Raw genomic sequence first — 14,103 nt, forward strand, 5'->3', positions numbered from 1 at the left:
TTTCAACGCTGAACCAGCGCGCCCCGACGGGCACGACCGCCGGACGGCCCTGCGGGTGGCCACGCCGCCGCCGAAAAAAGATCGGCACACATAGCGATCACATGGGGACATAAGCCCGATCGGCCCCAAATCCCGCTAGGCGGAATGTAGTTGGCATGTGAAGATACCGTGATCAAAAACGATCAAGCCGGGGCCCCCACAAGGTTCCGCCCCGGCCGCTCCCCTGACCATGGAGTTCTTACGTGGCCAAGTCCACCACCCGCTCGCGCGGACGTTTCCTCTCCCGCGTCGCCGTCACCGCGATAGCCGCCGCCCTCGTGGGCACCTCGGTCGGCTCGGCGCAGGCGGCACCGGCGCCGAAGCCGACGCCCGCGGAGAAGGCCGCAGCCGCCTCCGCACCCCAGCAGGCCCCGCAGCAGGCCGCCCCCAAGGGGCGCGCTCTCGCCGCGGCGGCGGCGCAGCCCCGGCACGCGCTGTTCGGCATCACGGCGGCCGACGACGCCTACATCTACGGCCTCGACGACGCGGGCGGGTACACGGCCCGCGAGTACGTGACGCCCGGCTACACCTTCAAGTTCGCCGCCCAGTCGCACAACAGCAACAACACTGGCGGCTACTCCGCCGGCATCTGGAGCTGGGACTACTCCGGCCGCCTGGGCTTCTCCGGCGACGCAGGCACCACCGACCTCGGCGGCGGTTGGGGCGTCTACAACCAGATCCTCTCCCCCGGCGACCTGGCCGGTGCCGAGGGCGCCGACCTGATCGCCCGCGACGGCGACGGCACCCTGTGGCTCTACCTGAGCTACGGCGACGGCAGGCTCACCGCCAAGACCAAGATCGGCGGCGGCTGGGGCCAGTACACGCAGATCGCCGGTCTCGGCGACGTCAGCGGTGACGGCAGGGCCGACGTCGTCGCCCGCGACGGCTCCGGCACGCTCTGGCTGTACCAGGGCAACGGCGACCGCAACGACCCGTTCGCGGCCCGGGTCAAGATCGGCGGCGGCTGGAACACGTTCAACGCCCTCGTGGGCGCCGGCGACCTCGACGGCGACGGGATCTCGGACCTGATCGCCCGGGGCACCGACGGTTCGCTGTGGCGCTACTCGGGCACCGGCAACCCCGCCGCCCCGTTCAAGGCGCGCGCGCAGATCGGCACCAGCGGCTGGAACGCGTACCGCCTGATGTTCTGATCGAACCCGTGCGTCACGCGCCGACGCGCACCGCATGACCGAGAGGGCCGCGCTCCTGCGAGGGTGCGGCCCTCTCGCGTCACATCAGCCTCAATAACCTCTGGCATCAAGGTAGTTGGCGTGTGAAGATAACGTGAACCATTCCTGCTGAAGTCGTGGTGCGTGTCAACGATTCCGCGCCACGGCTCCTTCATGCCTCGGAGAACCGCATGGCAAAAGCCACTTCCCGCACGCGTGGACGCATCCTGTCCCGCCTGACCGTCGCCGCGCTCGCCGCGGCCCTCGTCGGCACCACGGCCGGCGCCGCCCAGGCCGGGGAGACCCCGAAGCCGCACGGCTCCATAGCCGGTGCCCAGAACGGCATCCAGGGCAATGCCGCGGCGCCCCAGAAGTCCCGTGCGGCCGCACCCCGCGCCGTGCTCCAGCCGCTGCTGGGTGTCACGGGCGACAACCTGTACGTCTACGACCCGGACTGGAAGGGGGGTTACCAGGCCGGCCGGTTCGGCAACGACACGTGGGGCGGCATGAAGGCCGCCACCCAGACCAACCACACCGCCGACGGCATCGCGAACAGCGCGTGGGCGGTGACCACGGACGGCGACCTGTACCACCTGGAACAGGACCACAACCTCCGCGTCGGCGGCGGCTGGAACATCTACAACCGCATCTTCTCTCCGGGCAACCTGGCCGGGGCGCAGGGCTACGACCTGCTCGCCCGTGACGGCGAGGGCGTGCTGTGGCTCTACCTCGGGTACGAGAACGGCGACGTCACCAAGCGCTACAAGGTCGGCGGCGGCTGGGGTCAGTACACCCAGATCACCGGTCTCGGCGACATCACCGCCGACGGCACGCCCGACATCGTCGCCCGCGACAGCTCCGGCACCCTCTGGCTCTACGAGGGCACCGGCGTCACCGCTGCCCCGCTCAAGGCCCGCGTGAAGGTGGGCGGGGGCTGGAACACGTACAACACGCTCGTGGGCACCGGCGACCTCGACGGCGACGACATCACGGACCTCGTTGCCCGCGGCACCGACGGCTCGCTGTGGCGCTACTCGGGCACCGGCAACGCGAAGGCCCCGTACAAGGCGCGCGTGAAGATCGGCACCAGCGGCTGGAACAAGTACCGGCTCCTCTTCTAGTACCGGAAGTCCTCCCGTACCGGAAACGCACAAGGGCCGCACCCCCTCCCGGGGGTGCGGCCCTTTCGTGCCGGTGCCTACCGCGCCACTAGCTGCGGATCAGCGAGCGCAGCACGTACTGCAGGATGCCGCCGTTGCGGTAGTAGTCCGCCTCGCCGGGGGTGTCGATGCGCAGCTTGGCGTCGAACTCGACGTCGCCCGCGACGACGTGGAGCGTCTCCGGGATGCCACCGTCGTTGAGGCCGGTGACGCCCGTGATGGAGAAGGTCTCCTCGCCGGTCAGGCCCAGGGAGGCGGCCGAAGCGCCCTCCGGGTACTGGAGCGGGAGGACGCCCATGCCGATCAGGTTCGAGCGGTGGATGCGCTCGTACGACTCGGCGATGACCGCCTTGACGCCCAGGAGCGCGGTGCCCTTGGCCGCCCAGTCGCGGGACGAGCCCGAGCCGTACTCCTTGCCCGCCAGGATGACCAGCGGGGTGCCGGCGGCCTGGTAGTTCTGCGAGGCGTCGTAGATGTACGCGACGGGACCGTCGGCCTGCGTGAAGTCACGCGTGAAGCCGCCCTCGGTGCCCGGCGCGATCTGGTTGCGCAGGCGGATGTTGGCGAAGGTGCCGCGGATCATGACCTCGTGGTTGCCACGACGGGAGCCGTACGAGTTGAACTCGCGACGCTCGACGCCGTGCTCCGTGAGGTACTGACCGGCCGGGGTGTCGGCCTTGATCGCACCGGCCGGGGAGATGTGGTCGGTGGTGACCGAGTCGCCCAGCTTCGCCAGCACACGGGCGCCCGCGATGTCCTCGACCGGGGTCGTCTCCATCGTCATGCCCTCGAAGTACGGGGGCTTGCGCACGTAGGTGGACTCGTTGTCCCACTCGAAGGTGTTGCCGGTGGGGATGGAGAGGGCCTGCCACTGGGCGTCGCCCGCGAAGACGTCCTGGTAGGACTTGTTGAACATATCCTCGCCGATGGAGTTGGCGACGACGTCGTTGACCTCGGCCTCGGTCGGCCAGATGTCGGCGAGGAAGACCGGCTTGCCGTCCTGGTCGGTGCCGAGCGCGTCCTTGGTGATGTCGACCTTCATCGAGCCCGCGATGGCGTACGCGACGACCAGCGGCGGCGACGCCAGGTAGTTCATCTTGACGTCGGGGTTGATGCGGCCCTCGAAGTTCCGGTTGCCGGAGAGCACCGAGGTGACGGCCAGGTCGTTGTCGTTGACCGCCTTCGAGACCTCCTCGGGCAGCGGGCCCGAGTTGCCGATGCAGGTGGTGCAGCCGTAGCCGACCAGGTTGAAACCGACCTTGTCGAGGTACGGGGTGAGCCCGGCCTTGTCGAAGTAGTCGGTGACGACCTTGGAGCCCGGGGCGAGCGTGGTCTTGACCCACGGCTTGCGGGTCAGGCCCTTCTCGGTGGCCTTCTTCGCGACGAGCGCGGCGGCGACCATCACGTACGGGTTGGACGTGTTGGTGCAGGAGGTGATGGCCGCGACCGTCACCGCACCGTGGTCCAGCTCGTAGGTGGAGCCGTCGGGGGCGGTCACGGTGACCGGGTTCGACGGGGTGCCGGCCGAGGTGGCCGGGGCGTCGGAGGCCGGGAAGGACTCCTTCTCCGCCTCCATGTCGTCCGTGACGTAGTTGCGGACGTCGACGGCGAACTGCTGCGCGGCGTTGGCGAGGACGATGCGGTCCTGCGGGCGCTTCGGGCCGGCGATGGAGGGGACGACCGTGGCGAGGTCGAGCTCCAGCTTCTCGGAGAAGTCGGGCTCGGCGGCCGGGTCGAGCCAGAGGCCCTGCTCCTTGGCGTACGCCTCGACGAGCGCGACCTGCTGCTTGTCGCGGCCGGTCAGACGCAGGTACTTCAGCGTCTCGTCGTCTACGGGGAAGATCGCGGCGGTGGAGCCGAACTCCGGCGACATGTTGCCGATGGTGGCGCGGTTGGCGAGGCTCGTCGCCGCCACACCCTCGCCGTAGAACTCGACGAACTTGCCGACGACGCCGTGCTTGCGCAGCATCTCCGTGATCGTGAGCACGAGGTCGGTGGCGGTGGTGCCGGCCGGGAGCTCGCCGGTCAGCTTGAAGCCGACGACGCGCGGGATCAGCATGGAGACCGGCTGGCCGAGCATCGCGGCCTCGGCCTCGATGCCGCCGACGCCCCAGCCCAGCACGCCCAGGCCGTTGACCATGGTGGTGTGCGAGTCGGTGCCGACGAGGGTGTCGGGGTAGGCCTGGCCGTTGCGCACCATGACCGTACGGGCCAGGTGCTCGATGTTGACCTGGTGGACGATGCCGGTGCCCGGGGGGACGACCTTGAACTCGTCGAAGGCGGTCTGGCCCCAGCGCAGGAACTGGTAGCGCTCCTTGTTGCGGCCGTACTCCAGCTCCACGTTCTGCTGGAAGGCGTTGGCAGTGCCGAACTTGTCGGCGATGACGGAGTGGTCGATGACCAGCTCGGCCGGGGCCAGCGGGTTGATCTTCGCCGGGTCGCCGCCCAGCTCCTTCACGGCCTCACGCATCGTGGCGAGGTCCACGACGCAGGGGACGCCGGTGAAGTCCTGCATGATCACGCGGGCCGGCGTGAACTGGATCTCCTGGCTGGGCTGGGCCTGGGAGTCCCAGCTGCCGATCGCGCGGATGTGGTCGGCGGTGATGTTCGCGCCGTCCTCCGTGCGAAGCAGGTTCTCCAGCAGGACCTTCAGGCTGTAAGGGAGGCGCGCGGAGCCCTCGACCTTGTCCAGCTTGAAGATCTCGTACGACTCGTCACCCACGCGCAGCGTGCTGCGGGCGTCGAAGCTGTTCGCCGACACGACAGTCTCCTTCAGTCAAAAAAGTGCGCGTTCTACCGCAATACAGCAATCCTGCCGCCACGACTCCGGGCCGACCCGCTAAGGTAAGGCTTAGTTAGGTAACCCTTACCGAGAAGTGGCGACTGCGGCGCGCTGGGCAGATATCTCGATGTCGAGATAACTCTAGTACATGGCCGCAGTACGGTCATGCCCGGCCGCCCCTGACCGCTCTCATCCCATCGAGGCGCTTACTCAGCGAACCCAGTCGTTTCACCTTCTGTCTCAGTGAACCTAGTCGTTCGGGCGATCGCACTGGGGGTGCTGAGTGGCCGTGCCGGTTGAGGCGGATCTTGCGGAGCCGCACATCGAGCTGTCCTGTGTGGACGCTGTACATGAGCGGCAACGGCGTCCGCTGCCGGCTTGTGCAACGGCGCGTTACGTCCGCTTGCACCCGGTCGTGAGGAGCAGCGGTTAGACGCCGGGCCCGCGTCCGCGCCGGTCGGGGCCGCCGCCTCGGGCAGGACCTCCGCAACCCAAGGACGATGCCGAGCGAGCTGCGCGGCTGACGGCATCGGAGCCCGCCACCCGCAGCCGTTCCCCCGCTTCGGGTGGCTCCCCTGCCCGGCAGGACGGGGCGCCGTCCTGCCGGTGCGCGGGCCGAAGGGCCCGGTCGCTCAGGTTCTGCCGGGTTTGCCCGTCGAGACCAGCAGGAGGACGGACGAGCCCGGTGCCACCGGTTCTGCGCCGCCCCGGGGGTCACTGCTGATCACCTGCCCGGCGGGAGCGTTCCAGTCCGTGTGCCGCATGATCGTGCAGCTCAGTCCGAGTCCGCGCAGCAGGCTTCCGGCCTGTTCGACCGGCATGCCGGCCAGGTCCGGCAGCGCGATGCCCGCTCCCGCGGTCTGCTCCTGCTCCTGTCTCGGAGTCGCATCGGCGCTTCCGCTCTTGGGGGTGCCGGTGGCGAGCGGGGTGCACGCCCCGTTCGCCGGTGTGGACAGGGACGGGGAGGCGCCGGGCGCGGGCGGCACGGGCTTCAGCGCGAAGAACCCCACCGTGGCACACGCCAGCACGCAGCACGCCGCAGCGGTGCCGAGGATCGCCCGGCGGGTGCGGCTGCGGCTGACGACTCGCTCGATCGCGGCCGCGTCGACGACCGGCGCCGTCGGCCCGTCGGCGAAGGAGGCCACCGCGGCACGCAGCTCGGCTTCGAGGCCCGGCTCGAACGGGGCGGGTCCGGACGACGTGTTCCTCACTTCGTACCTCCGAAAGCGGCCGACGGGGTGTGCGGCGCCTGGGCGTCCGATACGGAATCGCGCAGCTTGACCAGGCCGCGGGCGAGCTGGGACCTCACCGCACTCGAAGAGATGTCCAGGACGCCGGCGACCTGCCGGGCGTCCAGATCGTGCAGGTAGTACAGGACCACCACGCTGCGCATGCCCATCGGCAGCCCGAGCAGTGCCTCGATCAGTTCCGCGCGCAGATCCACCTGCCCGAACCGGTCCCGGGGGTCGGCCGTCTCGGACACCCCCGACAGCCCGGGGCGCTCGCCCAGGCGCGACAGCCGCCGCCAGCGGTCATTGGCCAGGTTGACCAGCACTTTGCGCACGTACGCCTCCGGCGAGTCCGCCACCTCGACCTTCCGCCAGTGTCGGCACGCCCGCTCCAGCGCCTCCTGCACCAGATCCTCGGCCACGTGCACGTCACCGGTCAGCGCATACGCGGTGCGGAACAACGCTCCCGACCGCTGTGCGACGAACTCCGTGAATCCGATGCCCGGACCGCTCCTGCGAAACCTCACCCGCCGACCTCCTCTCCTCGTCCCGTCCCGATCACTGCCCCCATGACGGCGGAACGGGGCCGGGTGCTGCACCGAACCGCCGTCAGTGACGTGAATCACAGCTGGGACGGAAGGGTGTCCCAGGACCGCGCGCCGCTGCCGCCCGGGGTGGGGGCGGCGCCCGGCGTCCCGCGCGGGCGGACGCGACGCCGCTCTCGACCTCGGCGAGTTCGCCCCCGCCGGCCCCGTCCTGCGGGTCATCCCCGGCGGCCGGGACAACCGGCCCGGGTCGGCAGGGTAATGGCCGGCCGTCGCCTTCGCCGTGCTCTCGGAGCCACTCGGCGACATCGTGCACCTCGTGCACCTCGTGCACCCGGCGCCCGGTGACTTCCTCGTGCAGGTCCATGTCCTCGGTGTCGAGGGCGATCAGGATCGCGGTGCCGCGCAGGGCGGAGGGGACGTTCAGCAGGTCCTCGTCGCGGTAGTCCTGCATCCGCCGGCCGAGATCGCCCATCCGCTCGACCAGCAGCCGCAGGCCGCCCGCGGCTGCCACGGCCTGGCGGGCGAGAGCGGCAAGCTCGGCGTTCCGGTCCTCAGCCACACCTCCAGCGTGACGTCTCACTCAACCTAGTCCGCCCATGTCAAGCAACACCTCTACGACTAACTTCGTTGAGACAGGCCAGCCCCCTCCCGTCGGTCGCGGCGCGGAGAGGCGGCTTCCGCATGCCCGTATTCCGTGGTCGAGGAGAGTTGCCCGTGCCGCACGTTTCCATCACCGCCGTCCCCGTGTCCGACGAGAAGGCCGGCCCGTACGGGGTCACGGCGGGCCCCGACGGTGCCATCTGGTTCACCAAGGTGCACGAGGGCGCGGTCGCGCGGCTCGGTGCCGACGGGGGGATCACCTCGTACGCGCTGGCGGACGGGGACGGCGGTCCCACCGTCATCACCCCCGGTCCGGACGGTGCGCTGTGGTTCACCGAGTACCAGGGCCACCGGATCAGCCGGATCACCGTCGACGGCGCCGTCACCTCGTACGAGCGGCCGGGCGCGGGACCGTACGGCATCGCGGCGGGTCCCGACGGCGCGGTGTGGTTCACCGAGATGAACACCGACCGGATCTGCCGGATCACCCCGGAGGGCGAGGTGACCGAGTTCACGGTGCCCGTCGCGGGCGGTTTCCCTTCGGCGATCGCGGCGGGGCCGGACGGGCGGCGGCTGTGGTTCACGCTCAACCAGGGCAACGCGATCGCCTCGATCGAGGCCGGCTCCGGCTCCGGGGAGATGCGGGTGTATCCGCTGCCCACCGAGGCCGCCGGTCCTGTCGGTCTCGCGGCCGGGCCCGACGGGGCGATGTGGTTCGTGGAGATCATGGCCGGTCAGGTGGGGCGCATCGACGCCGACGGCACGGTCACGGAGTTCCCGCTCCCCGACCGCGCCGCGCGCCCGCACGCGCTGGTCGCGGGGGCGGACGGGGCGATGTGGTTCACCGAGTGGGGGGCGAACCGGATCGGGCGGATCACGGTGGACGGCTCGCGGATCGACTCGTACGAGATCCCCTCGGGCTCCTCGGAGCCGCACGGCATCGCGCTCGGCCCGGACGGGGTGCTGTGGACGGCGCTGGAGTCGGGGGCGCTGGGGCGCATCGAGGCCCGCTGACACGGCACGGCGACTCGCCCCGGATACATGACGGCACCTGTCATGTATCCGGGGCATTCTCCTTCTCGGCAGCACAACGCCGCACCGACGGTACCGAGTTGAGGAGCAGCACAGTGGGCATCAAGGACTTCCCGGCGGTCGAGGGCCGTACGTACGTCCCCGGGGACGAGGGGTACGACACGGAGCTCGCCGGATTCAACACCGCGTACGCGCACCGGCCCTCCGTGGTCGTCGCCGCCCGCAGCGCAGAGGACGTACGGACCGCCGTGTCGTACGCCCGCGAGCACCACCTGAGCGTCGCCGTGCAGGCCACCGGGCACGGGCTTTCCGTCGCGAACGAGGGCGGGGTCGTGATCAGCACCCGCGAGCTGGACGGAGTGCGGATCGACGTCGAGGCGCGCACCGCGTGGATCGAGGCGGGCACGCAGTGGGGGCGGGTGATCGAGGAGGCGGCCCGGTTCGGGCTCGCGCCGCTCAGCGGGTCCTTCCCGGGGGTCGGCGCGGTGTCGTACACCCTTGGCGGCGGCATCGGGGTCCTGGCCCGGGAGTTCGGGTACGCGGCCGACCATCTGAGGGCCGCCGAAATCGTCACCGCCGACGGGGAGTTGAGGACGGCGGACGCCGACAGCGACCCCGAACTGTTCTGGGCGTTGCGCGGTGCGGGGCACAACTTCGGCGTGGTGACCGCGATCGAGATCGACCTCGTACCGGTGGAGCGGGTCTACGGCGGCCAGCTTGTCTTCGACGGGAAGCACACCGAGGAGCTGATGCGGACCTGGGCCGCGTGGACGAAGACGGTTCCGGAGACGGTGTCCTCGGGGATCGGCTTCGTCGTGTACCCGGACATTCCGGTGCTCCCCGAGGCACTGCGCGGGCGGTACGTGGCCACGGTTTCGGTCGCCTTCAACGGGCCGGCCAAGGAGGGCGAGCGACTGGTGGCACCGCTGCGCGCGGTCGCGACGCCCCTGACGGACGGCGTCCGTGAGATGCCCTACACGGACAGCGCGCAGATCTACAGCGACCCGCCCTTCCCGCACGCATACACCTCGACGAACGTGCTGCTCAGCGGTATCGACGAGGACGCGCTGGCCACCGTCCTGAAGGCGGGCGGACCGGACGCGGACATCATGTGCGTGCTCAACGTGCGCCACCTCGGGGGTGCGCTGGCGCGGACACCGAAGGACGGCGGGAGCGCGCTCGGGCACCGGGACGCCCAGTACCTTGTGCAGCTCATCACACCGATCGAGGGGAACGAATCCCTGGCCGTCGCCCGTTCCGTACAGGACGGCGTGCACACCACGCTCGGCGCACGGGTGCTCGGGTCCGCACTGCCGTTCACGTTCGCGGACGGCGAGCGGGCCACGGAGGCGCAGACCAGGAGCGGCTATGAGGCTGCGGACTACGACCGGCTCGCTCGGCTGAAGGGCCTCCTGGACCCCCAGAACCTCTTCCGGCACAACCGCAACATCATCCCGGTGACCGACTGAGGCAACGCGGGACGGGCGGGTGACGGACCTGACGGATCGACAGGTCCGTCACCCCTCTGGACCAGTCGAGTGAGTTGTCATCTCATATCTGAGATAGCCTTCCGCTCATGGCAGACGACTACCTCGTACGCATCGGCAAGCTCATCCGTGACGCGCGTCAGCACCGTGGCTGGACACAGACGCAACTCGCGGACGCACTCGGCACCAGCCAGAGCGCGGTGAACCGGATCGAGCGCGGCAATCAAAACATCAGCCTTGAGATGATCGCCCGAATCGGTGAAGCCCTCGACAGTGAGATCGTGTCGCTGGGGTACTCGGGTCCGATGCATCTTCGAGTGGTGGGGGGTCGTCGCCTCTCCGGCGCGATCGACGTCAAGACCAGCAAGAACGCGTGCGTGGCGCTGCTGTGCGGCTCGCTCCTGAACAAGGGCCGCACGGTCCTGCGCAAGGTCGCCAGGATCGAGGAGGTGTTCCGCCTTCTGGAGGTACTGAGTTCCATCGGCGTGCGCACCCGCTGGATCAACGACGGCAAGGACCTGGAGATCGTCCCGCCGGCCGAGCTGGACATGGCGGCCATCGACGCGGACGCGGCCCGCCGCACCCGCTCGATCATCATGTTCCTCGGTCCGCTGCTGCACCGCATGGACCGCTTCAAGCTGCCCTACGCCGGTGGCTGCGACCTCGGTACGCGCACGATCGAGCCGCACATGATCGCGCTGCGCCGGTTCGGCCTGGACATCACGGCCACCGAGGGCATCTACCACGCCGAGGTCGAGAAGTCGGCCGGTCCCGACCGTCCGATCGTCCTGACCGAGCGCGGCGACACGGTGACCGAGAACGCCCTGCTGGCCGCCGCCCGCCACGACGGCACGACCGTCATCCGCAACGCATCCTCGAACTACATGGTCCAGGACCTGTGCTTCTTCCTGGAGGCACTGGGCGTCAAGGTCGAGGGCGTCGGCACGACCACGCTGACCGTGCACGGCGTGCCGGACATCGACGTGGACGTCGACTACTCCCCCTCCGAGGACCCGGTCGAGGCGATGAGCCTGCTGGCCGCCGCCGTCGTCACGGAGTCGGAGCTGACGATCCGCCGGGTGCCGATCGAGTTCCTGGAGATCGAACTGGCGGTCCTGGAGGAGATGGGCCTCGACCACGACCGCTCCGCCGAGTACAGCGCGGACAACGGCCGCACCCGGCTGGTCGACCTGACGGTCCGCCCCTCCAAGCTCGAAGCGCCGATCGACAAGATCCACCCGATGCCCTTCCCAGGCCTCAACATCGACAACGTGCCCTTCTTCGCGGCCATCGCGGCCACGGCCCAGGGCCAGACCCTCATCCACGACTGGGTCTACGACAACCGCGCGATCTACCTCACGGACCTCAACCGCCTCGGCGGCCGCCTCCAACTCCTGGACCCGCACCGGGTGTTGGTCGAGGGCCCGACCCGCTGGCGCGCCGCCGAGATGATGTGCCCGCCCGCACTGCGCCCGGCGGTCGTCGTCCTGCTCGCCATGATGGCGGCCGAGGGCACGTCCGTACTGCGCAATGTGTACGTGATCAACCGGGGCTACGAGGACCTGGCGGAGCGGCTGAACTCGGTGGGCGCGCAGATCGAGATCTTCCGGGACATCTAGGCGGGGTCCGAGGGGGTTCCGGCGGGTTCGCTCAGCGCCAGGTGCATGCGGTCCAGGCACCGGCGGGCCTGCCGGAGTTCCCGGAGTTCGATCGCGAAGAGGGCCAGGACGAGGGCGGCCACGGCCAGCGTGATCAGCGCGCCGTAGGACAGGTACGCCAGTACGCAGAACCCGACGCAGACCAGGGCGTAGACGGGCAGGACGCGGTAGCGGCGTTGCAGGCGGGCGCTCCGACGGGTGACCAGGACGCGCATCGCTTCGCGCTCCTCGTCCCCCTCGGGGACCCGCCCTTCCTTCAACTGGCCTTCCATGCGTGCCAGTTGGGAGGACGGGACTCCGGCGGTCCGGCTGTCGGCACGGGTCGCGCGCTGCACGGCCACCACGCCGAAGCCCCCGGAGAGCCCTCCCATGATGCCGACCCTGAGCCAGTCGGGCTTCAGGTCGATCGCGATGAGCACGAACAGGACGACGCACCACACGAGGGCCAGGGGCACCCAGGGGTGGTCCTTCAGCCAGATGAGAGCACGACGCACAGGAGACATGTCCGACTCCTCAGGAACTGTGGACTTTCTCGGACTCGACCGGGGCTGCGCCCAGCGCCTTCTCCATGGCGGTCAGCCGGCGCCCGAGGCGTCGGCTCATCCAGACGAACCAGGCCGCGAAGACGAAGCAGCCCACGGCCGGACCCCAGGCGCGCAGGCCGGACGACGTCACGAGGGCGAGCACGCCGACCCCGCACACCATGAGGCACCACAGCGGCAGCAGCCACGTCAGGTGCCGCCGGGTGTGCCGGCGCTTGGCCACGAGCCGCCGCATCCCCTCGCGCCCGGCCTCGCCCTCGGGCACCTGGCCGCGCTGCAACTGCCGGTCCAGCGAGACCAGTTGGCCCTCGCCCGAGCCGATCGCCCGGCTGTCCTGCCGCCGCCGGTAGGCCAGCATGCCCACCCCGACCGCCGTCATGCCGACCGCTCGCAGGGCGGCGCTCAGCAGGGACCGTTCGGGGCTGATGAGCATCACGATGCCCGTGCCGATCACCCAGAGCACCACCGCGTACGCCCACAGATGGTTGTCCAGCCACTCCATGGCTCTGCGCATCCCGGATCTCCTTCAGTTCCTCACACCCGTCGAGGATCTGCGCGTACCCGGCAACTTCCGCCCCATGAGCAGCCCTTACGATGCCTCCGCCCTCGGGGTGCTGCGGCGGGCGAAGCGCTCCTTCGCGGTGCGGCCCCGCCGCTCCACCGGGATCGCGCCGGTCGCGGCGGAGAGGCCGTACGGCGGCATGTACGCGTAGATGGACTCGTACGAGCCCTCCGGCGAGACGTACGACTCGTGCCACAGGCCGACGTGACCGGGCACCTTCCCCTCGCGCTGCCTGCGGTTGATGTACTTCCAGACCCGGTGGTGGAACATCTGCGGCGAGGCCGCGTAGGCGTAGAGCTGCTCCTTGGTCTTCCAGTACTGGACGACGTAGTACGAGCGCGGGGACCCGGTGAGCAGGACGTGCCCGAGCAGGCCCCGGCTGCGGTCCTTCTTCAGTTCGCTCAGCATCCGGAACATCGACAGCATCACCGGCAGCCAGTGGTGCACCGCCCAGAAGTGGTTGATCCGCATGCCGATCAGCAGGACCACTGCGTCGCCCTCCTGGGCCGCGGTGGTGTTCCCCATGTGCACCTTGCCGGACATCTCGCCCACCCCTCAGCTCGGTCCATCGGTCCGGTCGGTTGGATAACACGACTATCCAAGCGCCGCATGGTTGGATAGTGGCACTCCCCAAGGAGAGGTACAAGGGATGCGGCTGGCCGAGTTGAGCGAGCGGAGCGGGGTCTCCCTCGCGACAATCAAGTACTACCTGCGGCAAGGGCTGTTGGCGCCGGGCAACCGGGTCACCGCGACCACGGCGGACTACGACGAGAGCCATGTGCGGCGGCTGCGCCTGATACGGGCCCTGCTCCAGGTGGGCGGGCTGCCGGTGGCGACGGCGCGCAAGGTGCTGGGGCACGTGGACGACGCCTCGCTCGGCCGGACGATCCGGATGGGCGCGGCGCTCTGGGAGTTGCCGCACGGGGCGGACCCGGACGACACGAAGGACGAGGCCACGGCGGCGGCGCGGGTCGAGGTGGACCGGCTGCTGGAGAAGCTGGGCTGGGGGACGGCGCGGGAGCTGGGCGAGGTGTCGCCCGCGCACCGTTCGCTGGTGGTGGCCGTGGCGACGCTCAGACGGCTCGGGTACCCGTGGGACTCCGAACTCATGGCTCCGTACGCCGAGTTGATGCATCAGGCGGCGATCCGCGATCTCGACTTCGTGGAGACGCACCCCTCGGAGGAGGAGAAAGTCGAGACCGCGGTCGCGGCGGCGATACTGTTCCGGCCGGTGTTGGAGGCGCTGCACCGGCTGGCGCAGGAGGAGGAGTCGGCGCGGAGGTACGGGCTGTAGG

The 14,103-nt window shown here is 69.9% G+C and carries 13 protein-coding genes; 6 read left to right on the top strand and 7 right to left on the bottom strand.

What is annotated here, in order from left to right; genetic code table 11:
- Positions 1–242 precede the first annotated feature (242 nt).
- Together ACIO3O_RS10100 and ACIO3O_RS10105 are read left to right on the top strand one after the other, a co-directional pair.
- Complete coding sequence (locus ACIO3O_RS10100) at positions 243–1,190, top strand: FG-GAP repeat domain-containing protein (RefSeq protein WP_401744184.1); 948 nt, start codon at positions 243–245, stop codon at positions 1,188–1,190.
- A gap of 209 nt (positions 1,191–1,399) precedes the next feature.
- Complete coding sequence (locus ACIO3O_RS10105; protein WP_401744185.1) at positions 1,400–2,329, top strand: FG-GAP repeat domain-containing protein; 930 nt, start codon at positions 1,400–1,402, stop codon at positions 2,327–2,329.
- 88 nt (positions 2,330–2,417) lie between these two features.
- On the opposite strand, the gene acnA is transcribed toward ACIO3O_RS10105, so the two are convergent.
- From acnA to ACIO3O_RS10125, 4 genes are all read right to left on the bottom strand, one after another.
- A complete protein-coding gene (gene acnA, locus ACIO3O_RS10110) occupies positions 2,418–5,129 on the bottom strand; it encodes an aconitate hydratase AcnA (RefSeq protein WP_401744187.1) in 2,712 nt (903 codons plus the stop codon).
- 653 nt (positions 5,130–5,782) lie between these two features.
- Complete coding sequence (locus ACIO3O_RS10115) at positions 5,783–6,361, bottom strand: PASTA domain-containing protein (protein ID WP_401744188.1); 579 nt, start codon at positions 6,359–6,361, stop codon at positions 5,783–5,785.
- A complete protein-coding gene (locus tag ACIO3O_RS10120) occupies positions 6,358–6,840 on the bottom strand; it encodes a SigE family RNA polymerase sigma factor (protein ID WP_401744483.1) in 483 nt (160 codons plus the stop codon). The genes ACIO3O_RS10115 and ACIO3O_RS10120 overlap by 4 nt, the downstream gene beginning before the upstream one ends.
- A 148-nt stretch (positions 6,841–6,988) precedes the next feature.
- Positions 6,989–7,486: a hypothetical protein gene (locus ACIO3O_RS10125; protein ID WP_401744190.1), complete on the bottom strand. Its 498-nt coding sequence runs from the start codon at positions 7,484–7,486 to the stop codon at positions 6,989–6,991.
- Positions 7,487–7,608: 122 nt separating this feature from the next.
- Between ACIO3O_RS10125 and ACIO3O_RS10130 the strand changes: the two genes are divergently transcribed.
- The 3 genes from ACIO3O_RS10130 to ACIO3O_RS10140 all read left to right on the top strand — a co-directional run bounded on the left by ACIO3O_RS10130 (position 7,609) and on the right by ACIO3O_RS10140 (position 11,665).
- A complete protein-coding gene (locus ACIO3O_RS10130; protein WP_401744191.1) occupies positions 7,609–8,541 on the top strand; it encodes a virginiamycin B lyase in 933 nt (310 codons plus the stop codon).
- A gap of 98 nt (positions 8,542–8,639) precedes the next feature.
- Positions 8,640–10,028: an FAD-binding oxidoreductase gene (locus ACIO3O_RS10135; RefSeq protein WP_401744192.1), complete on the top strand. Its 1,389-nt coding sequence runs from the start codon at positions 8,640–8,642 to the stop codon at positions 10,026–10,028.
- 107 nt (positions 10,029–10,135) lie between these two features.
- Positions 10,136–11,665, top strand: a complete 1,530-nt coding sequence (locus ACIO3O_RS10140; RefSeq protein ID WP_401744194.1) for a helix-turn-helix domain-containing protein — start codon at positions 10,136–10,138, stop codon at positions 11,663–11,665.
- On the opposite strand, the gene ACIO3O_RS10145 is transcribed toward ACIO3O_RS10140, so the two are convergent.
- From ACIO3O_RS10145 to ACIO3O_RS10155, 3 genes are all read right to left on the bottom strand, one after another.
- Positions 11,662–12,207, bottom strand: a complete 546-nt coding sequence (locus ACIO3O_RS10145) for a hypothetical protein (protein WP_401744195.1) — start codon at positions 12,205–12,207, stop codon at positions 11,662–11,664. The genes ACIO3O_RS10140 and ACIO3O_RS10145 overlap by 4 nt on opposite strands.
- A gap of 10 nt (positions 12,208–12,217) precedes the next feature.
- Positions 12,218–12,760, bottom strand: coding sequence for a hypothetical protein (locus tag ACIO3O_RS10150; RefSeq protein WP_401744197.1), 543 nt, complete (start codon positions 12,758–12,760; stop codon positions 12,218–12,220).
- 75 nt (positions 12,761–12,835) lie between these two features.
- Positions 12,836–13,333 carry a DUF4188 domain-containing protein gene (locus ACIO3O_RS10155; RefSeq protein ID WP_401744199.1) on the bottom strand — a complete coding sequence of 166 codons (498 nt, stop codon included), beginning with the start codon at positions 13,331–13,333 and terminating at the stop codon, positions 12,836–12,838.
- A gap of 124 nt (positions 13,334–13,457) precedes the next feature.
- On the opposite strand from ACIO3O_RS10155, the gene ACIO3O_RS10160 reads away from it, so the two are divergent.
- A complete protein-coding gene (locus tag ACIO3O_RS10160) occupies positions 13,458–14,102 on the top strand; it encodes a MerR family transcriptional regulator (protein WP_401744201.1) in 645 nt (214 codons plus the stop codon).
- The last annotated feature ends 1 nt before the right edge of the window (position 14,103 follow it).

Origin of the sequence: Streptomyces sp. NPDC087440 (assembly GCF_044744005.1) — a bacterium.
In the GTDB taxonomy this organism is placed as follows: domain Bacteria; phylum Actinomycetota; class Actinomycetes; order Streptomycetales; family Streptomycetaceae; genus Streptomyces.

Bases quoted from the DNA above. Each gene is read 5' to 3' on its own strand.
- ACIO3O_RS10145 (WP_401744195.1), bottom strand. From the start codon at position 12,207: ATGTCTCCTGTGCGTCGTGCTCTCATCTGGCTGAAGGACCACCCCTGG.
- ACIO3O_RS10130 (WP_401744191.1), top strand. From the start codon at position 7,609: ATGCCCGTATTCCGTGGTCGAGGAGAGTTGCCCGTGCCGCACGTTTCC.
- ACIO3O_RS10155 (WP_401744199.1), bottom strand. From the start codon at position 13,333: ATGGGGAACACCACCGCGGCCCAGGAGGGCGACGCAGTGGTCCTGCTG.
- ACIO3O_RS10150 (WP_401744197.1), bottom strand. From the start codon at position 12,760: ATGCGCAGAGCCATGGAGTGGCTGGACAACCATCTGTGGGCGTACGCG.
- ACIO3O_RS10140 (WP_401744194.1), top strand. From the start codon at position 10,136: ATGGCAGACGACTACCTCGTACGCATCGGCAAGCTCATCCGTGACGCG.
- ACIO3O_RS10105 (WP_401744185.1), top strand. From the start codon at position 1,400: ATGGCAAAAGCCACTTCCCGCACGCGTGGACGCATCCTGTCCCGCCTG.
- ACIO3O_RS10160 (WP_401744201.1), top strand. From the start codon at position 13,458: ATGCGGCTGGCCGAGTTGAGCGAGCGGAGCGGGGTCTCCCTCGCGACA.